This window comes from Robiginitalea sp. (assembly GCF_982776155.1).
Genome location: NZ_CEXZKX010000003.1, coordinates 415,518 through 434,737 on the forward strand (window position 1 = coordinate 415,518; position 19,220 = coordinate 434,737).

Annotated in this window: 21 protein-coding genes and 5 tRNA genes; 24 read left to right on the top strand and 2 right to left on the bottom strand. The window is 54.8% G+C overall.

The annotated features are described in order from the left end of the window. Nucleotides 1-37: 37 nt before the first annotated feature. Together AC3DKS_RS07635 and AC3DKS_RS07640 are read right to left on the bottom strand one after the other, a co-directional pair. Nucleotides 38-694 (bottom strand): NAD(P)H-dependent oxidoreductase, encoded by a 657-nt coding sequence (locus AC3DKS_RS07635; RefSeq protein ID WP_015755631.1) that lies wholly within the window; start codon nucleotides 692-694, stop codon nucleotides 38-40. Between the two features lie 4 nt (nucleotides 695-698). Then, nucleotides 699-1,145: a MarR family winged helix-turn-helix transcriptional regulator gene (locus tag AC3DKS_RS07640; RefSeq protein WP_015755630.1), complete on the bottom strand. Its 447-nt coding sequence runs from the start codon at nucleotides 1,143-1,145 to the stop codon at nucleotides 699-701. A 132-nt stretch (nucleotides 1,146-1,277) separates the two neighbouring features. Here AC3DKS_RS07640 and AC3DKS_RS07645 point away from each other — a divergent pair, with 132 nt between their 5' ends. The 24 genes from AC3DKS_RS07645 to rpoB all read left to right on the top strand — a co-directional run bounded on the left by AC3DKS_RS07645 (nucleotide 1,278) and on the right by rpoB (nucleotide 19,213). Beyond that, nucleotides 1,278-1,823 (top strand): TlpA family protein disulfide reductase, encoded by a 546-nt coding sequence (locus tag AC3DKS_RS07645; protein ID WP_272607453.1) that lies wholly within the window; start codon nucleotides 1,278-1,280, stop codon nucleotides 1,821-1,823. 10 nt (nucleotides 1,824-1,833) lie between these two features. Beyond that, a complete protein-coding gene (locus AC3DKS_RS07650; RefSeq protein ID WP_272607452.1) occupies nucleotides 1,834-2,439 on the top strand; it encodes a thioredoxin family protein in 606 nt (201 codons plus the stop codon). A 141-nt stretch (nucleotides 2,440-2,580) separates the two neighbouring features. Continuing rightward, the gene (locus AC3DKS_RS07655) at nucleotides 2,581-2,892 is read left to right on the top strand and encodes a rhodanese-like domain-containing protein (RefSeq protein WP_041327914.1); all 312 of its coding nucleotides are present in this window, start codon (nucleotides 2,581-2,583) and stop codon (nucleotides 2,890-2,892) included. Between the two features lie 27 nt (nucleotides 2,893-2,919). Then, on the top strand, nucleotides 2,920-3,147 hold the full coding sequence (locus AC3DKS_RS07660) for a PspC domain-containing protein (protein WP_015755626.1): 228 nt from the start codon (nucleotides 2,920-2,922) through the stop codon (nucleotides 3,145-3,147). Nucleotides 3,148-3,149: 2 nt separating this feature from the next. Then, complete coding sequence (locus AC3DKS_RS07665) at nucleotides 3,150-4,160, top strand: potassium channel family protein (protein ID WP_015755625.1); 1,011 nt, start codon at nucleotides 3,150-3,152, stop codon at nucleotides 4,158-4,160. A 91-nt stretch (nucleotides 4,161-4,251) separates the two neighbouring features. Then, the gene (locus tag AC3DKS_RS07670) at nucleotides 4,252-6,318 is read left to right on the top strand and encodes an amino acid carrier protein (RefSeq protein ID WP_272607450.1); all 2,067 of its coding nucleotides are present in this window, start codon (nucleotides 4,252-4,254) and stop codon (nucleotides 6,316-6,318) included. Between the two features lie 28 nt (nucleotides 6,319-6,346). Further along, entirely contained in the window at nucleotides 6,347-7,105 is a 759-nt protein-coding gene (locus AC3DKS_RS07675) for a ComEA family DNA-binding protein (RefSeq protein ID WP_272607449.1), read from the top strand. Nucleotides 7,106-7,135: 30 nt separating this feature from the next. Beyond that, entirely contained in the window at nucleotides 7,136-8,275 is a 1,140-nt protein-coding gene (locus tag AC3DKS_RS07680; RefSeq protein WP_041327912.1) for an acyl-CoA dehydrogenase family protein, read from the top strand. A 68-nt stretch (nucleotides 8,276-8,343) separates the two neighbouring features. Then, nucleotides 8,344-8,538: a 30S ribosomal protein S21 gene (rpsU, locus tag AC3DKS_RS07685; RefSeq protein WP_015755621.1), complete on the top strand. Its 195-nt coding sequence runs from the start codon at nucleotides 8,344-8,346 to the stop codon at nucleotides 8,536-8,538. 84 nt (nucleotides 8,539-8,622) lie between these two features. Then, nucleotides 8,623-9,516: a tyrosine-type recombinase/integrase gene (locus AC3DKS_RS07690; protein WP_272607448.1), complete on the top strand. Its 894-nt coding sequence runs from the start codon at nucleotides 8,623-8,625 to the stop codon at nucleotides 9,514-9,516. 21 nt (nucleotides 9,517-9,537) lie between these two features. Further along, a complete protein-coding gene (gene hpf / locus AC3DKS_RS07695) occupies nucleotides 9,538-9,855 on the top strand; it encodes a ribosome hibernation-promoting factor, HPF/YfiA family (protein ID WP_041327308.1) in 318 nt (105 codons plus the stop codon). Between the two features lie 87 nt (nucleotides 9,856-9,942). Further along, nucleotides 9,943-10,016, top strand: a tRNA-Thr gene (locus tag AC3DKS_RS07700). Nucleotides 10,017-10,042: 26 nt separating this feature from the next. Next, nucleotides 10,043-10,125: transfer RNA gene (locus AC3DKS_RS07705), tRNA-Tyr, on the top strand. A 365-nt stretch (nucleotides 10,126-10,490) separates the two neighbouring features. Continuing rightward, nucleotides 10,491-10,563, top strand: a tRNA-Gly gene (locus AC3DKS_RS07710). A 90-nt stretch (nucleotides 10,564-10,653) separates the two neighbouring features. After that, a tRNA-Thr gene (locus tag AC3DKS_RS07715) sits at nucleotides 10,654-10,725 on the top strand. Between the two features lie 156 nt (nucleotides 10,726-10,881). After that, on the top strand, nucleotides 10,882-12,069 hold the full coding sequence (tuf, locus tag AC3DKS_RS07720) for an elongation factor Tu (RefSeq protein ID WP_015755618.1): 1,188 nt from the start codon (nucleotides 10,882-10,884) through the stop codon (nucleotides 12,067-12,069). A gap of 77 nt (nucleotides 12,070-12,146) precedes the next feature. After that, nucleotides 12,147-12,219: transfer RNA gene (locus tag AC3DKS_RS07725), tRNA-Trp, on the top strand. Between the two features lie 57 nt (nucleotides 12,220-12,276). Next, on the top strand, nucleotides 12,277-12,465 hold the full coding sequence (gene secE, locus AC3DKS_RS07730; protein ID WP_015755617.1) for a preprotein translocase subunit SecE: 189 nt from the start codon (nucleotides 12,277-12,279) through the stop codon (nucleotides 12,463-12,465). A gap of 10 nt (nucleotides 12,466-12,475) precedes the next feature. Beyond that, the gene (gene nusG / locus AC3DKS_RS07735; protein ID WP_015755616.1) at nucleotides 12,476-13,027 is read left to right on the top strand and encodes a transcription termination/antitermination protein NusG; all 552 of its coding nucleotides are present in this window, start codon (nucleotides 12,476-12,478) and stop codon (nucleotides 13,025-13,027) included. Nucleotides 13,028-13,156: 129 nt separating this feature from the next. After that, nucleotides 13,157-13,594: a 50S ribosomal protein L11 gene (gene rplK / locus AC3DKS_RS07740; protein WP_015755615.1), complete on the top strand. Its 438-nt coding sequence runs from the start codon at nucleotides 13,157-13,159 to the stop codon at nucleotides 13,592-13,594. Between the two features lie 18 nt (nucleotides 13,595-13,612). Beyond that, nucleotides 13,613-14,308 (top strand): 50S ribosomal protein L1, encoded by a 696-nt coding sequence (gene rplA / locus AC3DKS_RS07745; protein WP_015755614.1) that lies wholly within the window; start codon nucleotides 13,613-13,615, stop codon nucleotides 14,306-14,308. Nucleotides 14,309-14,319: 11 nt separating this feature from the next. Further along, nucleotides 14,320-14,838, top strand: coding sequence for a 50S ribosomal protein L10 (gene rplJ, locus AC3DKS_RS07750; RefSeq protein ID WP_015755613.1), 519 nt, complete (start codon nucleotides 14,320-14,322; stop codon nucleotides 14,836-14,838). Nucleotides 14,839-14,890: 52 nt separating this feature from the next. Then, on the top strand, nucleotides 14,891-15,274 hold the full coding sequence (rplL, locus tag AC3DKS_RS07755) for a 50S ribosomal protein L7/L12 (RefSeq protein ID WP_015755612.1): 384 nt from the start codon (nucleotides 14,891-14,893) through the stop codon (nucleotides 15,272-15,274). A gap of 129 nt (nucleotides 15,275-15,403) precedes the next feature. After that, on the top strand, nucleotides 15,404-19,213 hold the full coding sequence (gene rpoB / locus AC3DKS_RS07760) for a DNA-directed RNA polymerase subunit beta (RefSeq protein ID WP_015755611.1): 3,810 nt from the start codon (nucleotides 15,404-15,406) through the stop codon (nucleotides 19,211-19,213). Nucleotides 19,214-19,220 lie beyond the last annotated feature (7 nt).

Here is a 19,220-nt window from a genome sequence, read left to right on the forward strand (position 1 = left end):
CTGTTTTTGAGATAATAAATAGTTGTTAATAAATTGATTAAATGTGTGTAAAAAGTTCTTGTCGGGTACGCCTAACCTTGTTCTGATGCTGGGTAGCGTCCGATTCGGACCGGTAGCCCAGGGCCACCAGGGCTGCGGCGCTCAGGTTGCGCGAACCAAGGTCCAGGATTTCGTCCACCTTAACCGGGTCAAAGCCTTCCATGGGGCAGGCGTCTACCTGGGCCACAGCTGCAGCTGAAAGCAGGTTGCCCACGGCGATGTACGCCTGACGGGCCGTCCAGTTGGATTTTTGTTCCCGGGGCAGGTCCATGAGTTTCGACTTCATAAAGTCTGAGTAGCCATTTAGTTTGGCCTTTTCGACACCCCGGGTTTCTGATACCCGGTCGATATAGCTTTCTACCAGTTCCGGGCCGAAATCCGTTTTGTATGTAAAGACCAGAAGATGGGAAGCATCCGTAATCTGTGACTGGTCCCAGCCGGCGGCGCGCAATTTTTGACGGACTTCCGGATCGGAGACTACCTGAATTTCATAGGGTTGCAACCCATAGGAGGAAGCGCTGAGGCGAACCGCCTCCAGCAATCCTTCCAGGACGGGTTCCGGGAGTTTTGCATCCCGGTCGAATTCCTTGGTGGCATAACGCCAGTTCAGCGAATCGAGATAAGTTTCTATTTCTGTCTGTGTGCTGGTTTGCATGGTTTTATTTTATTAAGTCCAACAATTCATTTAAACGGCGCAGATCATCATCCGAGAAGTTCTCCATCAGCGCGTGCTCCTGGGCGTCTACAGCTGCGGACATGTCCTCCAGCTGTTCCTTCCCCGTATCGGTCAGGAATATTTCCACCTTGCGTCGGTTTTCCGGGCAGACATTGCGCCTTACCAGGCCTTTGGCGATTAATTTATCGACCAAACGGGTGGTATTGCTCATCTTGGAAACCATCCGCTCATTGAGTGTGCGCATATTGGCCGGCTGCCCCTTTTGACCCCGCAGGATTCGCAGTACGTTGAATTGCTGCATGGACAGGCCGAACGGTTTCAATGTCTGTGCCATGGCCTCGCCAATCCGGTTGTTCACGAGCATCAGGTGGATCATGGTGCGCCGCCGGGGCGGAAGGGTAGCCGTTTTGATAATTGCTTCTACATTCATGTCACTACAACATTTGTATATACAAATATATAACATAAATCAAAGGACTCCAACCTGCGGCAAGCTAAAATTTTGTTAAACGTTCCATAGGGGGGAGACCCTGTGGTTAATTTTAAGGGAATCAAATTCGGTATGGTACATCTGCGTTTATTGCCTCTGCTGATACTCATGTTACTTACAGGTAGGCTGTATGCCCAACAGGGAGATTTCAGCTGGTTGACAGGATCCCCCAAGACAACTGTAGAAACGGTATCCGGACCGATTCCCGTGCTGGCCTTTGAGGAGTTGGAGCCGTTATTCCATCAGGAAGGCACCCAGGTCCGGATCATCAATTTCTGGGCCACCTGGTGTGCCCCCTGTATTGCGGAACTTCCCTTTTTTGAAAAAATCCGCCGGGAATATGCCGACCGGGGCGTGGAGGTTACCCTGGTGAGCCTGGATATGCCTTCCATGTGGGAAAAGCGCCTGCCGGCCTTTATTGAAAAACGGGGAATCGAAAGCCCGGTGGTGGTCCTGGACGACCCCCGGCAAAACGACTGGATCCCCCGGGTTTCTCAGGAATGGTCCGGCGCCATCCCGGCCACCCTGATCTATTCCGCAAACCGCCGCGAATTCTACGAACAAACATTTGACGGCCCACAACTCGAGTCGGTCGTTCAATCTTTTTTAAACGATTAAATCAAATAGCATGAAAACACTGCAACACCTTCTCGTTTTATTTGGCTTGCTCCTCTTTCCGCTCCAGGCAGTATTATCACAGGGATATTCCGTAGGGGACAAGGCCACGGATTTTGAACTGCCCGCCGTTGGCGGCGATCGCGTCAGCCTCAGCGATTACCCGGAGGCTAAGGGCTTTATCGTTGTGTTCACTTGCAACACCTGCCCGTATGCCCAGGCCTACGAGGATCGGATCGAGGCGTTGAATGCGAAGTATGCGAACCGGGGTTTCCCCGTGATTGCCATCAACCCGAATAACCCGGAGATACAACCCGGGGACAGCTTTGAAAAGATGGCCCTGCGGGCAAAGGAAAAAGGCTTCTCCTTTCCCTACCTGCTCGACGAGGAACAGGAAATCTACCCGCTTTACGGGGCCACCCGCACCCCCCACGTCTTTTTGCTGGAGCGCAGCGGTTCCGACCATATTGTACGCTATATCGGAGCCGTCGACGACAATTACCGGGATGCCTCGGCCGTGGAAACGCCCTACGTGGAAGCTGCCGTGGACGCCCTGCTCAACGGACAACCCGTGCCAACTGAAACCACCCGGGCAATCGGGTGCAGCATCAAGGCCTGAGAATAGTTGAGGTAGCCGCACGGGGCCCGGAGGCAGTTTCGGGCGACCCGGCGGGCATTTGGTCCAAAATCCGTATTTTTGCCGGGAATTCGCGCGCCCCGGTTTTCTGGAATGCGCGACTCCAAAAACAGAAAACACCGTATGGCAGACCTTACCCAAGAAGACTGGAGGGAACAACTGGAATCCGACCCGGATGCCGTCATCCTGGATGTCCGGACCGACGAAGAGATGGAGGAGGGGTACATCCCCGGGGCCATCCAGATCGATATATACCGCGGACAGGGGTTCCTGGACGAAGTGGAAAAACTGGATAAATCCAAAAGTTATTACGTGTACTGCCGTTCCGGGAACCGCAGCGGCCAGGCCTGCTCCCTGATGCAAAGCAAGGGCTTTGAGCGTACCTACAACCTGGTAGGGGGGATGCTCGAGTGGGACGGGGAGGTAACCGAATAATTGTTCGGAATGTGCTATTTTTAGCATGTGAACCTTTTTTACACGGCACTGTATTATTTCCAAAAGCGGGGATTTGAAGTCTGCCGCCGCATAGCCGAGCGCCTGGGCATCCGTACCCGGGTGGTCCGGACCTCCTTTATTTACCTGACGTTTGTTACGCTGGGCTTTGGATTTGCCCTCTATCTCTTCCTCGCATTCTGGCTGAGGATCAAGGATCTGGTGTACACCAAACGAACCTCCGTATTTGACCTCTGACTATGCTGAAGCTCTTCCGGTCCAAGATTTACCTGGCGCTGACGCTGATGCTCCTCGTGCTGCTATTCGGGCTGTTCGGGTATCGTTACGTCGCCGGGTTCAATTGGAGCGAGTCCCTGTACATGACCATCATCACCGTGACCACGGTGGGCTTTCAGGAGGTGCGCCCGCTGGATACGGAGGCACGACTCTTTACGGTTATCCTGATCGTATCGAGCGTCTTTATCTTTGCCTTTGCGATCTCTGTGATTACCGAGTATATCCTCGGGAGAAATTCCCTTCAAATCCTAAAGAAGAAAAAAGTGAAACAGCGAATCGATGCACTTGAGCGCCATGTGATCATCTGCGGGTACGGACGGAACGGCTCCCAGGCCGCGCAGCGGCTGCAGAATTACAAACAGCCCTTTGTCGTAGTGGAGCGGGATCCAACCATTATCGAGAAGTACGAAACGGACGACATCCTGTTCCAGGAAGGGGATGCCAACGAGGACGAGGTGCTGCAGGAGGCCGGGGTGGAACGCGCCCGGTACCTGATTACCACCCTCCCGGACGACGCGGCCAACCTGTTTGTGGTCCTTTCGGCCCGCCAGTTGAACCCGGACCTCACCATCATCAGCCGCGCCTCGCAGATTTCCTCGGTCAAAAAACTGCAACTGGCAGGCGCTGACAAGGTGATCATGCCGGACAAGATCGGCGGAGATCACATGGCATCCCTGGTGGTGCTGCCGGACCTGATTACCTTCATGGACCAGCTTTCCATGGAAGGCGAGCACACGACAAACCTGGAAGAAGTCGGGATTGAGGATTTTCGCAACCAGGTGGAATGCAATACGCTTCGCGATTTGGACCTCAGGCGGAAAACGGGATGTACGATTATCGGGTATATCGAACCCGATGGCAACTATATCATCAACCCGGAAGCGGACCTCCCCTTGCAACCCAAGAGCAAGGTCATCGTATTGGGCCGTCCGGAACAGATCCGCAAGCTCAACGAGATGTTTCACATCGGCTGAACCCCGGGGATAATATTTGGACGGCATCCTAATTTTTAGGATATTGCCGCGGTCCGAAAAATTCAAACCACACTAACTCACCCTACCGAATATGAAGTATTTACTTTCCCTCCTGATCTGCATGACATCCCTGGGGATAACCGCCCAGGAACTCGAACTCCGGGGGACCATCAACAACCCGTCATCCAATATCAACGACGGGGTCATCCGGGTAACCGTTTCCGGTGGTACGGCGCCGTACACCTACCGGTGGAGCAACCAGGAGACCCCGCTTACCTCGGACCGGTCTACCGGGCTCACCGAAGGCGTGCCTTACTCCGTGGTCGTAACGGATTCGCAGGGGAACTCGGCAACCGCGGAATACACCGTCCCCACCGAGGCGATCACGGAAGTATTCAACGGCACGATGACACCGGCGGTCAACGCCCTGGGATCCGTGCTTTTCTGGGATCCGTTCGCCGCTCTCGGCCTGTACGACCCGGTGGTATATGCCGACGTCAAGAATATCGGCATCCCCGGCTGGTCGCCAGACGTAACCGACCGGTACGTCCTTAAAGAGTGGCTGAAGGCCGAAGGGGAAAAAGTCCGGAAAGGTGAACCGATTGCCGTGATAGCGCGGGACAATGGCCCGGACCAGACCATTACCGCCGACGCCAGCGGTGCCCTGAAACACCTGGTGGGCGAAGGGAAGGTGATCTACAATCCCGATAACCCGGAGCACATTATCGAACAGGGGGCCCACTACCTGGCCCAGGTGGAATACGATGAACCCGTGGTAATTGCACACCCGAATGGCGACCCGATTACCAATGGCATTCCGTTTATTGTGATCTGGCTCGTACTGGGGGCCACCTTTTTCACCATCCGCATGGGCTTTATCAACATCCGGGGCTTCCGGCATTCCCTGGACCTTGCGCGCGGAAAATACGATGACCCGAACGCGCCCGGGCAGGTCACCCACTTCCAGGCACTGGCAACCGCAGTATCGGGCACCGTCGGGCTTGGTAATATCGCCGGAGTTGCCGTAGCGGTTTCCCTTGGCGGAGCGGGGGCGACTTTCTGGATGATTATCTGCGGCCTCCTCGGGATGTCCTCCAAGTTCGTGGAGTGTACCCTGGGCGTGAAGTACCGGGATATCCTCCCGGACGGCCGGGTCTTCGGGGGTCCGATGAATTATCTGCGGTACGGGCTGGAAAAAAGGAATCTCAAAGGCCTTGGACGGGTGCTGGCTATGGTATTCGCCGTCCTGGCAGTGGGCGCCTCCTTCGGCGGGGGGAATATGTTCCAGGCCAACCAGTCGTTTGAGCAACTGGCCGGACAATTCTCGGTCCTGCAGGGGAACGGCTTCTGGTTTGGCGTGGTGACGGCCATCCTGGTGGGCGTGGTCATCATTGGCGGAATCAAGAGCATCGCCAAGGTAACCGGCAAGGTAGTCCCGCTCATGGCGACCATCTATGTGGTTGCAGCCCTGGCGGTCATTATTATGAACATACAAAATATCGGACCGGCATTTTCCGCCATCGTGGATGGCGCTTTCAACCCGGGAGCCCTTAAAGGGGGAATCATCGGTGTGCTGGTCGTAGGCTTCCAGCGGGCGGCGTTCTCCAATGAAGCCGGTGTGGGGTCGGCAGCCATCGCGCACAGCGCCGCCAAGACCAACCACCCGCCTTCTGAGGGCTTTGTAGCCCTGCTCGAACCGTTTATCGATACGGTGGTGGTTTGTACGCTGACGGCGCTCGTACTGATTTTTACCGGGATGCACGAAGTGGAAGGTATGGCCGGCGCACAGCTTACGTCCGATGCCTTTGGCAGCCAGATTTCCTGGTTCCCTTACGTATTGGGCATCGCGGTATTCCTCTTTGCCTTTTCCACCATGATTTCCTGGTCCTATTACGGCATGCGCGCCTGGACGTTCCTTTTCGGGAAGAGCAAGAAATCCGAGATGGTCTACAAATCGCTTTTCCTGGTGTTTGTGGTCATCGGGGCTTCAGTGAGCCTCGGGGCCGTACTCGACTTTTCGGATATGATGATCCTGGCCATGTCCTTCCCGAACATTATCGGATTGTATATCATGTCCGGCGAAGTACGGGGAGACCTGCGCGAATACATGACAAAACTCAAAAGCAACCAGTTGTTCCGGAAGCAGACTGCAGAATAGGGGCAGGCCGCGTCCGTACATTTGGCGGATGAGGCGACCCGAATCCCACTTCAGAAGCAATCAACGCATCCGGAGTGGGATTTTTTATTTCATGTGCCTGATGCTGCTGCTGGAATGCGCCCGCCGCTCGGCGCCCGGGTGGGGTGCCGGGTTTCCGGTCGCCGCCGGGCCCGACACCACCTTTACCCGAGTCCCCGACACCCCCTTTACCCGAATCCCCGACACCCCGGTTACATCGGCCCTCTACCGGATTGCCGGCAAGCCGGATAGCTTCGCGGTACGGCAACGCCATCCGGACGCCTCCGCAGTACGGGTACCCCATTCAGACACCTCCACCCTCCGGGTCCGCCCGCCGGGCCGGGACGAGGCAAAACCCAACCGTTTCCAGGACCTGAACCAGGCCAGCGCATCGGATTTGCAGGCCGTCCGCGGGATTGGTCCGGTCCTTTCTGCCCGGATCGTAAAGTTCCGAGATGCCCTTGGCGGCTTCCAGCACGCCGGGCAGCTCTACGACGTATACGGGCTCCCCCCGGAGGTGGCCAGGCGTGCCGCCCTGCAGTTCCGGGTGGTGCAACCCCCGCCGGTACGACGCATAGATATCAACGATGCCACCGTTGAGGAACTGGCTGCACTGGTGTACCTGGACTGGCAAATGGCCCGGGATATCGTGGCCCGCCGAAATACCCTGGGTCCCTACGAATCCCTGGAGGAGCTCCGGGAGATCGGCAGTATTCCAGGCGGGCGAATTGAGAGAATAGCGTTATATTTGTCCCTTGAAAAACAATGAATTGCTATGATCGCCGAATCCACTGATAGTGTGAATTTTGAATATTCCGAAACCCAGCGTATGGTGGCCGAATCTGCGCGGGATTTTGCGGAACAGTTCATCCGTCCCCACGTAATGGAATGGGATGCTTCCCAGACGTTTCCCGTGGAGGTTTTCAAGAAAGCCGGGGAATACGGATTTATGGGGGTGCTGGTACCGGTAGCCCTGGGTGGCTCCGGGATGGGGTACCACGAATACATCGCCATTATCGAGGAAATCTCGAAGGTGGACCCGGGTATCGGCCTGTCAGTGGCCGCCCACAATTCGCTCTGCACGAACCATATATTGCTTTTTGGGGACGAAGAGCAAAAGCAGCGCTGGATTCCTAAATTAGCCACTGCCGAATGGATCGGTGCCTGGGGCCTGACCGAGCACAACACAGGGTCGGACGCCGGCGGGATGAATACCACGGCTAAAAAGGACGGTGACCACTGGGTTCTCAATGGTGCCAAAAATTTTATCACCCACGGGATCAGCGGCGATGTGGCGGTAATCATTGCCCGGACCGGGGAGAAAGGAGACAGCCGGGGCATGACGGCTTTTGTGGTGGAAAAGGGTACCCCGGGGTTCTCCAGCGGCAAGAAAGAGGATAAGCTCGGCATGCGCGCCAGTGAAACCGCCGAATTGATTTTTGAGGATTGCCGCATCCCGGACGGCAACCGGCTCGGGCCGGTAGGGGAAGGCTTTATCCAGTCCATGAAGGTCCTGGACGGAGGCCGCATCTCCATCGGGGCACTCTCCCTGGGAGTTGCCAAAGGAGCCTTTGAGGCATCCCTGAAATACTCCAAGGAACGCGTGCAGTTCGGCAAGCCCATCAGCGCATTCCAGGGCATCTCCTTCAAACTCGCTGAGATGGCCACGGAAATCGAGGCGGCTGAATTGATGGTCCACAAAGCGGGGTTTTTGAAAAATGCGGGTAAACCGGTAACCCAACAGAGCGCCATGGCCAAGATGTACGCTTCGGAAGTGTGTGTGCGGGTGGCTAACGAGGCGGTGCAGATCCATGGGGGATACGGGTATATTCGTGAATTTCCCGTGGAAAAATTCTACCGGGATGCCAAACTGTGCACCATCGGGGAGGGGACTACGGAGATACAGAAAGTGGTCATCTCAAAGAATCTTTTAAAATAACTAGGAAGTTTCCGGGGAATGGCTGTATATTTGCAGCCCGAATCCCAAAAGAAAGGAGGTTGTAGCCCATGTTAATTATACCTGTAAAAGAAGGAGAAAATATCGACCGAGCGCTCAAGCGCTTTAAGCGGAAATTCGACCGGACCGGTACCATGCGCCAGCTGCGGAAGCGGCAGCAGTTTACCAAGCCTTCGGTAGAACGCCGCCAGCAAGTGCTCAAAGCAGAATATATCCAAAGTCTGAGGGACCAGGAAGAATACTAGGATCCACTCAGCAAGCAATATCGCGACCCGGACCATTTGGCCCGGGTCGTTTTTTTGTACCCGCCCCTTTCGTATCTTTAATCCATGTCCCTGGAGGCGTTTGCCAAATACCTGACCCTGGAAAAGAAGTATGCCGCCCATACGGTGAAGGCCTACCTGGCCGACCTGGAGGCATTTTCGGAATACTGCCGGGAGGAACAGGGGGAATTTGCCCTGGCGGACCAGCCGTACCCCGTGATCCGCAGCTGGATCATCCACCTGATGGAATCCGGCCTGAACAACCGGTCGGTGAACCGGAAGGTAGCCTCCCTGAAATCCTATTATAAATACCAGCTTCGGCAGGGCCGCATTGACGCGAGCCCGCTGGCCGCCCACAAGCCGTTGAAAACCCCGCGCCGGGTGGAAATCCCCTTCAGCGAGTCGGAAATGGAGGGCCTGCTGGGCGAATGGGAGCCATCGGAAGGGTATGAGGCCCATCGGGACAAACTGGTTGTGGAACTCCTCTATACCACGGGGATGCGTCGGGCCGAACTCATTGGATTAAAGCTCGGGGACGTAGACCTGGAACAGGGGACGCTGCGGGTTACCGGGAAGCGGGACAAGGAGCGTATCCTGCCGCTCCTACCGGGGATTGTACGTGAAATCCGGGCCTACCTGGAGCTCAGGGGCGCCCACTTCAAATCCGGTTCGGAACCGCATCTCTTCCTCACTTCCAGGGGCAATAAATTATATGAAAATCTTGTTTATAGAATTATAAATAAATACCTTAGTATGGTATCCGCGAAGTCCAAAAGGAGCCCGCACATCCTCAGGCATACCTTCGCTACTCATCTACTAAACCAGGGAGCCGATATGAATTCCGTCAAGGAACTTTTGGGACACTCTTCACTGGCCTCCACGCAGGTTTATACGCACAATAGCATTGCCGAGCTGAAACGGATCCACGGTACTTCGCACCCGAGGAACAAAACAAAGTAAGAACCATCAAAATCAACGCGTATGCATGTGACCACACAATCCGTCAATTTTAACGCCGATGGTAAACTGTTGGAATTCACCCAGCGCCGGCTCGACAAACTCGAACAATTTTACGACCGGGTCATCCGGGCCGAGGTGTTTCTGAAGGTGGAGAACATCAGCGAAAAGGAGAACAAGGTAGCAGAGATTAAAATGCAGGTTCCCAAAGATACCTTCGTCGTGAAAAAGCAGTGTAAATCCTTTGAGGAAGCAGTCGATTCTGCCTGCAGTTCCCTGGAGCGGAAACTGGTCAAAAAGAAGCGCAAACCCAGGGCGTATTCCTCCCTAAAATTTTTATAAATATAGTTTTGATTAAATAAATAATTATCTACATTTGCAGTCCGTTAGAAATAGCGGACTTTTTTATGCTTAAAAAAGGCCCATTAAGCCGATGTAGCTCAGCTGGCTAGAGCACGTGATTTGTAATCTCGGGGTCGTGGGTTCGAGTCCCTCCATCGGCTCGTAAGTTCTTAAATTTCTAGGGTTCGGGGAGATACTCAAGCGGCCAACGAGGACAGACTGTAAATCTGTTGGTTTTCACCTTCGCAGGTTCGAATCCTGCTCTCCCCACAAAGAAATTCTTAAAGTGGGTGTCAAGAGCTCGCTTTTGATTAGCGTTCATTGAGTTCTGATATAAGAGGATGAGGCCAGCGCACCAGCTGGCTCCTCACTGCAAAACGTCCACCGGACGTTCTGCAAACGTTCGGACCGGTTCCCCGAACCAGGATCACCGAACGAAGTGAGGTAATCCTGTCCTGAGGCAGAGCGCTGAACGAGTTCAATCCCGGTTCCCCGAACCAGGATCACCGACACCGGGAAACCGGTGGCGGTAATCCGGAGACAACCGAAACGCTACTAAAAATGGTTTTAGGTTTAACCGGAACCGAGCGCAGCGAGGTAATCCTCGCGAATTGACATATTGAGATTAAATTATTGCGGGAGTAGCTCAGTTGGTAGAGCGTCAGCCTTCCAAGCTGAATGTCGCCGGTTCGAACCCGGTCTCCCGCTCAAGACCTTGGGCAAGCGTTTGCGGTGCTTGGGCCGATCGATTTCCGAAAGGTTTTCGGTGATGTCGCCCCCTGAACCTTGCGCCAACCAGCCGACGTAGCTCAGGGGTAGAGCGTTTCCTTGGTAAGGAAGAGGTCACGGGTTCAATTCCCGTCGTTGGCTCAAAGAAATATGGCCCCGGTGGCCGGATCACCCGCTTTCGGAGCCCTGATCGAACCGATTTCCAATTGCCGTTTACCGGCAGGGAGTTTGGGGATGGCGGGCCGGACGCGTTTAGAACAGTTACACTAATATAAACTAAGATTAAAATCACTAACAATGGCTAAGGAAACATTTGACCGTTCCAAACCGCACTTGAATATCGGTACGATTGGACACGTCGACCACGGTAAAACTACGCTGACAGCCGCCATTACTACCGTACTGGCAAACGCTGGCCTCTCTGACATTCGGAGCTTCGACTCCATCGATAACGCTCCCGAGGAAAAAGAACGTGGTATTACCATCAACACTTCTCACGTAGAATACCAGACCGAAAACCGTCACTACGCCCACGTTGACTGTCCGGGTCACGCGGATTACGTAAAGAACATGGTTACGGGTGCTGCCCAGATGGACGGCGCTATCCTGGTAGTTGCTGCTACAGACGGTCCGATGCCCCAGACCCGCGAGCACATCCTGCTCGGCCGCCAGGTTGGTATCCCGCGCATCGTTGTCTTCCTGAACAAGGTAGACATGGTGGACGACGAGGAGCTGCTGGAGCTCGTTGAAATGGAAGTGCGCGAGCTGCTTTCCTTCTACGAGTACGACGGCGACAACAGCCCGGTTATTTCCGGTTCTGCCCTGGGCGCCCTGAATGGCGAGCAAAAGTGGGTGGACACCGTAATGGAGCTGATGAAGGCTGTAGACGAGTGGATCGAGCTGCCCCAGCGCGATGTGGACAAGGATTTCCTGATGCCCGTTGAAGACGTATTCACCATTACCGGACGTGGAACTGTTGCTACAGGCCGTATCGAGACTGGTGTTGCCAGTACAGGAGACGCGGTTGACATCATCGGTATGGGCGCTGAAAAACTGTCCTCTACCATTACAGGTGTTGAGATGTTCCGCAAGATCCTCGACCGCGGGGAAGCCGGTGACAACGTAGGTATCCTGCTGCGCGGTATCGAGAAAAAAGATATCAAGCGCGGAATGGTAATCTGCAAGCCGGGATCTGTTACTCCGCACGCCAAGTTCGAAGCGGAAGTCTATATCCTGAAAAAAGAAGAAGGTGGACGTCACACTCCGTTCCACAACAACTACCGTCCTCAGTTCTACGTACGGACAACGGACGTTACCGGAACCATCAACCTGCCTGACGGCGTTGAAATGGTGATGCCGGGGGATAACCTGACCATCACTGTAGACCTGATCCAGCCGATCGCCCTGAACGTGGGGCTGCGCTTCGCCATCCGCGAAGGAGGTCGTACTGTCGGTGCCGGCCAGGTAACCAAGATTCTGGATTAAGCCCCAAAAGGCTTAGGAAAGGCAGTGAGGGGTCCCGTCCTGATAACGAATCGGGACGGATCCCTTTCACTGTAAATACGGGTGTAGCTCAGTTGGTAGAGCACTGGTCTCCAAAACCAGGTGTCGGGAGTTCGAGTCTCTCCTCCCGTGCAGAGCAACGGAAGGTCCCGCAGGGAGCGGGTCTTCAGGAATAAAATACAACCAGCGATGTTGACATATTTTAAGGAATCCTATCATGAATTAAGGCACCAGGTAACCCTGCCCTCGCGGGCGGAGGCGTCTAACCTGATGGTGATCGTAGCGGTCTTTTCCATTCTGTTTGCCCTGGCGACCTGGGGTGTGGATTCCCTGTTTTCAAAACTCATCCAGTTGTATTTTAACGCATTAATCGGATAAGCGGAGGAGGATGTCAGAAGTATTGGAGAAGAAGTGGTACGTAGTCCGCGCCGTAAGCGGTCAGGAAAACAAGATCAAAGGGTATATCGAGAGCGAGGTGGAACGCCACGGTTTCGGGGATAACCTGGAAGAGGTCCTGGTTCCTACCGAAAAAGTGGTCCAGATCCGCAACGGAAAAAAGATCAACAAGGAGCGCGTTTATTTTCCCGGATACATCATGGTTAAGGCAAACCTTACCGGGGAGATGATCCACATTATCCGCTCCATCACCAATGTGATCGGCTTTTTGGGTGAAACCAAAGGGGGAGACCCGGTGCCGCTTCGCAAATCCGAAGTCAACAGGATGCTCGGGAAGGTGGACGAGCTGGCAATCAACACGGATGCCGTGGCGATTCCGTTTGTCCTGGGCGAGACGGTAAAAGTAATCGACGGTCCTTTCAATGGTTTCAACGGAACGGTGGAGAAGATCAACGAGGAAAAGCGGAAACTCGAGGTGATGGTGAAGATTTTCGGAAGGAAGACGCCTCTGGAGCTCAGCTACATGCAGGTAGAAAAGGTATAGAGAATAATTGTTACGCTTAAAAGTGGAGTTGCTTCCAATTTAACTCGCTTTTATGTTCCGCGGCCCCCGGGTGGCGGGATTTAAACCGGCCGGGGTGAAACGGCTGGGAGCTGTAAATTAAATATAACAATGGCAAAAGAAGTAAGTAAAGTAGTTAAACTACAAGTAAGGGGAGGTGCTGCGAATCCGTCGCCACCGGTTGGACCCGCTTTAGGTGCTGCCGGCGTTAACATCATGGAGTTCTGCAAGCAGTTCAATGCGCGTACGCAGGACAAACAGGGCAAGGTTTTGCCTGTTGTTATCACCGTATACGGCGACAAGTCCTTTGACTTTGTCGTCAAGACACCGCCAGCGGCAGTTCAGCTAATGGAAGCGGCAAAGGTTAAAAAGGGATCCGGCGAACCGAACCGCGTGAAAGCGGGGAGTGTGAACTGGGATCAGATTCGCGCCATCGCAGAAGACAAGATGGCAGACCTGAATGCCTTCACCACCGAGTCAGCCATGATGATGGTTGCCGGTACGGCCCGTTCCATGGGCCTGAAGGTGGCAGGCAAACGCCCCTTTTAATCCGAAAAGCACTTTAACATGGCGAAATTAACAAAGAAGCAAAAAGAGGCTCGGGCCAAGATCGAACGCGACAAGCTCTACTCTATTCAGGAAGCCTCCGAGCTTATCAAGGAAATCACCAACGTAAAATTTGACGCCACGGTAGACCTGGCGGTCCGCCTCGGAGTGGATCCGCGGAAGGCCAACCAGATGGTCCGCGGGGTTGTAACCCTCCCCCACGGAACCGGGAAGGACGTCAAGGTGCTCGCACTGGTGACCCCGGATAAGGAAGCGGAAGCAAAAGAAGCAGGAGCAGACTTCGTAGGTCTGGATGAATACCTCGAAAAGATCAAAGGCGGCTGGACGGACGTGGATGTCATCATCACCATGCCCAGCGTCATGGGGAAACTCGGACCGCTCGGGCGGATCCTGGGGCCCCGTGGCCTGATGCCGAACCCGAAGACGGGTACGGTAACCATGGATGTCGCCAAGGCGGTTTCAGAGGTCAAGGCCGGTAAGATCGATTTCAAGGTGGATAAAACGGGGATCGTCCATGCCGCAATCGGCAAGGTATCCTTTTCAGCCGACAAGATCGCTGGCAATGCCAAGGAACTCATCGAGACCCTGGTCAAGATGAAACCCGCGGCTGCCAAAGGGGTGTACATGAAGAGTATCTACATGTCCAGCACCATGAGTCCGAGTGTTCAACTGGATCCGAAAGTGGTCCAAATCTAAAAGAACCCAAGATGACCAGAGAAGAAAAAGCAACTGTAATTGAGGACCTGAAAGCCCAGCTGGGCGAGAGCGGTATCATCTACCTGGCCGATATTTCCGGCCTGGATGCCGGTACCACCTCGGACCTCCGTCGCGCTTGCTTTAAAGCAAATATCAAGCTGGCGGTAGTGAAGAATACACTGCTCGCCAAGGCTATGGAGGCCTCTGAAAAGGAGTTCGGGGATTTGCCCGAAGTCCTGAAGGGGAACACTTCGCTGATGCTTTCCGAGACCGGAAACGCCCCGGCCAAGCTGATCAAGAACTTCCGCAAGAAGTCCGACCGGCCGCTGCTCAAAGGCGCATTCATCGAGGAGGCAATCTATATCGGCGATGACAAATTGGACGCGCTGGTAAGCATCAAGTCCAAGGAAGAGGTTATTGGAGATATCATCGGCCTGCTGCAGTCACCGGCCAAGAACGTGATTTCAGGTCTGAAGTCCGGCGGCGGCAAACTGGCGGGAATCCTGAAGACCCTTTCCGAAAAAGAGTAAGTACGCACTAAAACCTAAGTATAAATTTCAAACAGAAGTAAACGATAGAAAAATGGCAGATTTAAAAGAATTCGCAGAACAGTTGGTCAACCTTACCGTTAAGGAGGTAAATGAATTGGCCGATATCCTGAAAGAGGAATACGGAATCGAGCCCGCCGCTGCTGCGGTTGCGGTTGCCGGAGGTGCTGCTGCTGGTGGAGACGCCGGTGAAGCTGCTGAAGAGCAAACCGAATTCGACGTAATCCTGAAGGCCGCCGGTGGTTCCAAACTGGCAGTTGTTAAATTGGTAAAAGAACTGACCGGACTCGGTCTGAAAGATGCAAAAGACATCGTTGACAGCGCACCCAAAGCTGTTAAGGAAGCCGTATCCAAAGACGAAGCCGAAGGTATCAAAAAATCACTGGAAGAAGCAGGAGCAGAAGTTGAGCTTAAATAATTGCGTCGACCATATGGTTTAGGTTTAGGTCTTCCGCCTTTCTGGCGGCTAGGCCTAAACCCTTTTATACGATGTATATAAAGTCATATACAGCCCCTCTTTCGTATTCACACTAAATGTTGTCCGTAGATGTTCACAAAACAGACTGAAAGAATAAGCTTTGCCTCGGCTAAGAACATACCGGAATACCCGGATTTCTTGGACATTCAGATTCAATCGTTTCAGGATTTTTTCCAGCTTGAGACGAAATCTGACCAGCGGGCCAATGAAGGTTTGTACAACACCTTCATGGAAAATTTCCCCATCACAGACACCCGGAACCAGTTTGTCCTGGAATTCCTGGATTACTTCATCGACCCGCCCCGTTACTCCATCCAGGAGTGTATCGAACGCGGGCTTACCTACAGTGTGCCGCTCAAGGCGCGGTTGAAATTGTATTGCACGGATCCGGAGCACGAGGATTTCGAAACCATCGTCCAGGACGTATACCTGGGCACCATCCCGTACATGACCCCAAGCGGGACGTTTGTCATCAACGGGGCGGAACGCGTGGTGGTTTCCCAGCTGCACCGTTCGCCCGGCGTCTTTTTCGGGCAGTCGTTCCACGCAAACGGCACCAAGCTTTACTCGGCCCGGGTCATCCCCTTCAAGGGATCCTGGATCGAATTCGCCACCGATATCAACAGCGTCATGTACGCGTATATCGACCGGAAGAAAAAATTACCCGTAACCACCCTGTTCCGGGCCATCGGCTTTGAACGCGATAAGGACATCCTGGAGATCTTTGACCTTTCGGAAGAAGTGAAGGTGTCCAAGACCGGCCTCAAAAAGGTCCTGGGTCGCAAGCTCGCCGCCCGGGTGTTGAACACCTGGCACGAGGATTTCGTGGACGAGGATACCGGGGAGGTGGTTTCCATCGAACGGAACGAGATTGTACTGGACCGGGATACCGTCCTGGAGAAAGAGCATATCGACCAGATCATCGAAACGGACGTAAAAACCATCCTGCTGCACAAGGAGAACAACGCCCAGAGCGACTACGCGATCATCCACAACACGCTGCAGAAGGACCCGACGAACTCCGAAAAGGAAGCGGTGGAGCACATCTACCGCCAGCTGCGGAATGCCGAGCCGCCGGATGAGGAAACCGCCCGCGGCATCATCGACAAGCTCTTCTTCTCCGACCAGCGCTACAACCTGGGAGAGGTAGGGCGTTACCGGATGAACAAAAAGCTCGGGCTGGATATCGGCATGGACAAACAGGTGCTGACCAAGGAGGATATCATCACCATCATTAAGTACCTGATCGAACTGATCAACTCCAAGGCCGAGATCGACGATATCGACCACCTTTCCAACCGGAGGGTGCGTACGGTAGGGGAGCAGCTTTCCGCCCAGTTCGGCGTGGGGCTGGCCCGTATGGCCCGTACCATCCGCGAGCGGATGAACGTGCGCGACAACGAGGTGTTTACCCCCATTGACCTGATCAATGCCAAGACGCTGTCTTCGGTGATCAACTCGTTTTTCGGTACGAACCAGCTGTCCCAGTTTATGGACCAGACCAACCCGCTTGCGGAAATCACGCACAAACGGCGGCTGTCGGCCCTCGGGCCGGGAGGTCTCTCGCGGGAGCGCGCAGGTTTTGAGGTTCGTGACGTACACTACACGCACTACGGAAGGCTCTGCCCGATCGAAACCCCTGAAGGGCCGAACATCGGACTGATCTCCTCCCTGTCTGTATTCGCCAAGGTGAACAGCATGGGCTTCCTGGAGACCCCATACCGCAAGGTGGAGGAAGGCAAGGTCGATACGGCCAACTATACCTTCCTGAGCGCCGAAGAGGAAGAGGGCAAGAAAATTGCACAGGCCAACATCCCGCTCAAAAAGGATGGGGCCATCGATGCGGAAAAAGTAATTGCGCGCCTGGAGGCCGACTACCCGGTGGTGGATCCCAAGGAGATCAACTACACGGACGTAGCGCCCAACCAGATTGCCTCCATCTCCGCTTCCCTGATCCCGTTCCTGGAGCACGACGATGCGAACCGGGCGCTGATGGGGTCGAACATGATGCGGCAGGCCGTACCCCTGCTCAAGCCGGAATCCCCGATTGTCGGGACCGGGCTGGAGCGCCAGGTGGCCACGGACTCCCGCGTACTGATCAACGCCGAAGGCGACGGGGTGGTGGAAAGCGTGGATTCCAAGCGGATCACCATCAAATACGGACGTACCGACGAGGAACGCCTGGTGAGCTTCGATGAGGACTCCAAGACCTACGAACTCGTCAAGTTCCGCAAGACCAACCAGGGTACCAGCATCAACCTGAAGCCGATTGTCCGGAAGGGCGAGAAGGTGAAGAAGGGACAGGTGCTCTGTGAAGGGTACGCCACCGAAAGCGGCGAGCTGGCCCTGGGCCAGAACCTGAAAGTGGCCTTTATGCCCTGGAAGGGTTACAATTTTGAGGATGCGATCGTCATATCGGAAAAAGTGGTGCGCGAGGATATTTTCACCTCCATCCACATCGACGAATACGCACTGGAAGTACGGGACACCAAACTGGGGGCCGAGGAGCTCACCAACGACATCCCGAACGTCTCCGAAGAGGCTACCAAGGACCTGGATGAGTACGGGATGATCCGTATCGGGGCCGAGGTGAAGCCCGGGGATATCCTGATCGGGAAGATCACCCCGAAAGGGGAGTCCGACCCGACGCCGGAGGAGAAACTGCTGCGCGCCATATTCGGCGACAAGGCCGGGGATGTTAAAGACGCTTCCCTGAAGGCACCGCCCTCCCTGAACGGGGTGGTCATCGACAAGAAGCTCTTCTCCCGCTCCATCAAGGACAAGCGCAAGCGGTCCGAGGACAAGGAGGCGATTGCCAAGCTGGAGCTCGAGTACGAGACCAAGTTTGAGCAGCTCAAGGACGTGCTGGTGGAGAAACTCTTCCAGTTGGTGAACGGGAAAACCTCCCAGGGCGTGATGAACGACCTGGGCGAAGAGGTCCTGCCGAAGGGCAAGAAGTACACGCTGAAGATGCTGAACGCGGTGGACGATTTTGCCCACCTGGTTGGCGGCAGCTGGACAACGGACTCCAAGACCAACGACCTGGTTGCGGACTTGTTGCACAACTACAAGATCAAGCTGAACGACCTGCAGGGGAACCTGCGTCGGGATAAGTTTACCATCTCGGTTGGGGATGAACTGCCAGCCGGCATCATGAAACTGGCCAAGGTGTACATCGCCAAGAAGCGGAAGCTGAAGGTGGGTGACAAGATGGCCGGACGCCACGGAAACAAGGGAATCGTTGCCCGGATCGTGCGCCAGGAGGATATGCCGTTCCTCGAGGACGGGACTCCGGTGGACATCGTGCTGAACCCGCTGGGGGTACCCTCGCGGATGAACATCGGGCAGATCTATGAAACGGTACTCGGATGGGCCGGACAGAAACTCGGCAAGAAATTCGCCACGCCGATCTTTGACGGGGCCACCCTGGACGAGATCAACGAGCTCACCGACAAGGGCGAGATCCCGCGCTTCGGACATACCTACCTGTACGACGGGGGTACCGGGGAGCGCTTCCACCAACCGGCAACGGTGGGTGTGATCTACATGCTGAAACTCGGCCACATGGTGGACGACAAGATGCACGCCCGTTCCATTGGGCCGTACTCCCTTATCACCCAGCAGCCGTTGGGCGGTAAGGCGCAGTTCGGCGGCCAGCGTTTCGGGGAAATGGAGGTCTGGGCCCTGGAGGCCTACGGCGCCTCTGCCACCCTGCGCGAGATACTGACGGTGAAGTCCGACGACGTAATCGGCCGGGCGAAGACTTACGAATCCATCGTGAAAGGGGAAAGCATGCCGGAACCCGGCCTGCCGGAATCCTTTAACGTACTGATGCACGAACTCAAGGGATTGGGTCTGGACATCCGCCTGGAGGAGTAAGCTGTTA

What these genes read in the sequence shown, in the direction of transcription:
- AC3DKS_RS07635 (WP_015755631.1), bottom strand. Translation starts at nt 694, where the DNA reads ATGCAAACCAGCACACAGACAGAAATAGAAACTTATCTCGATTCGCTG.
- AC3DKS_RS07640 (WP_015755630.1), bottom strand. Translation starts at nt 1,145, where the DNA reads ATGAATGTAGAAGCAATTATCAAAACGGCTACCCTTCCGCCCCGGCGG.
- AC3DKS_RS07645 (WP_272607453.1), top strand. Translation starts at nt 1,278, where the DNA reads ATGGTACATCTGCGTTTATTGCCTCTGCTGATACTCATGTTACTTACA.
- AC3DKS_RS07650 (WP_272607452.1), top strand. Translation starts at nt 1,834, where the DNA reads ATGAAAACACTGCAACACCTTCTCGTTTTATTTGGCTTGCTCCTCTTT.
- AC3DKS_RS07655 (WP_041327914.1), top strand. Translation starts at nt 2,581, where the DNA reads ATGGCAGACCTTACCCAAGAAGACTGGAGGGAACAACTGGAATCCGAC.
- AC3DKS_RS07665 (WP_015755625.1), top strand. Translation starts at nt 3,150, where the DNA reads ATGCTGAAGCTCTTCCGGTCCAAGATTTACCTGGCGCTGACGCTGATG.
- AC3DKS_RS07670 (WP_272607450.1), top strand. Translation starts at nt 4,252, where the DNA reads ATGAAGTATTTACTTTCCCTCCTGATCTGCATGACATCCCTGGGGATA.
- AC3DKS_RS07675 (WP_272607449.1), top strand. Translation starts at nt 6,347, where the DNA reads ATGAGGCGACCCGAATCCCACTTCAGAAGCAATCAACGCATCCGGAGT.
- rpsU (WP_015755621.1), top strand. Translation starts at nt 8,344, where the DNA reads ATGTTAATTATACCTGTAAAAGAAGGAGAAAATATCGACCGAGCGCTC.
- AC3DKS_RS07690 (WP_272607448.1), top strand. Translation starts at nt 8,623, where the DNA reads ATGTCCCTGGAGGCGTTTGCCAAATACCTGACCCTGGAAAAGAAGTAT.
- hpf (WP_041327308.1), top strand. Translation starts at nt 9,538, where the DNA reads ATGCATGTGACCACACAATCCGTCAATTTTAACGCCGATGGTAAACTG.
- tuf (WP_015755618.1), top strand. Translation starts at nt 10,882, where the DNA reads ATGGCTAAGGAAACATTTGACCGTTCCAAACCGCACTTGAATATCGGT.
- secE (WP_015755617.1), top strand. Translation starts at nt 12,277, where the DNA reads ATGTTGACATATTTTAAGGAATCCTATCATGAATTAAGGCACCAGGTA.
- nusG (WP_015755616.1), top strand. Translation starts at nt 12,476, where the DNA reads ATGTCAGAAGTATTGGAGAAGAAGTGGTACGTAGTCCGCGCCGTAAGC.
- rplK (WP_015755615.1), top strand. Translation starts at nt 13,157, where the DNA reads ATGGCAAAAGAAGTAAGTAAAGTAGTTAAACTACAAGTAAGGGGAGGT.
- rplA (WP_015755614.1), top strand. Translation starts at nt 13,613, where the DNA reads ATGGCGAAATTAACAAAGAAGCAAAAAGAGGCTCGGGCCAAGATCGAA.
- rplJ (WP_015755613.1), top strand. Translation starts at nt 14,320, where the DNA reads ATGACCAGAGAAGAAAAAGCAACTGTAATTGAGGACCTGAAAGCCCAG.
- rplL (WP_015755612.1), top strand. Translation starts at nt 14,891, where the DNA reads ATGGCAGATTTAAAAGAATTCGCAGAACAGTTGGTCAACCTTACCGTT.
- rpoB (WP_015755611.1), top strand. Translation starts at nt 15,404, where the DNA reads ATGTTCACAAAACAGACTGAAAGAATAAGCTTTGCCTCGGCTAAGAAC.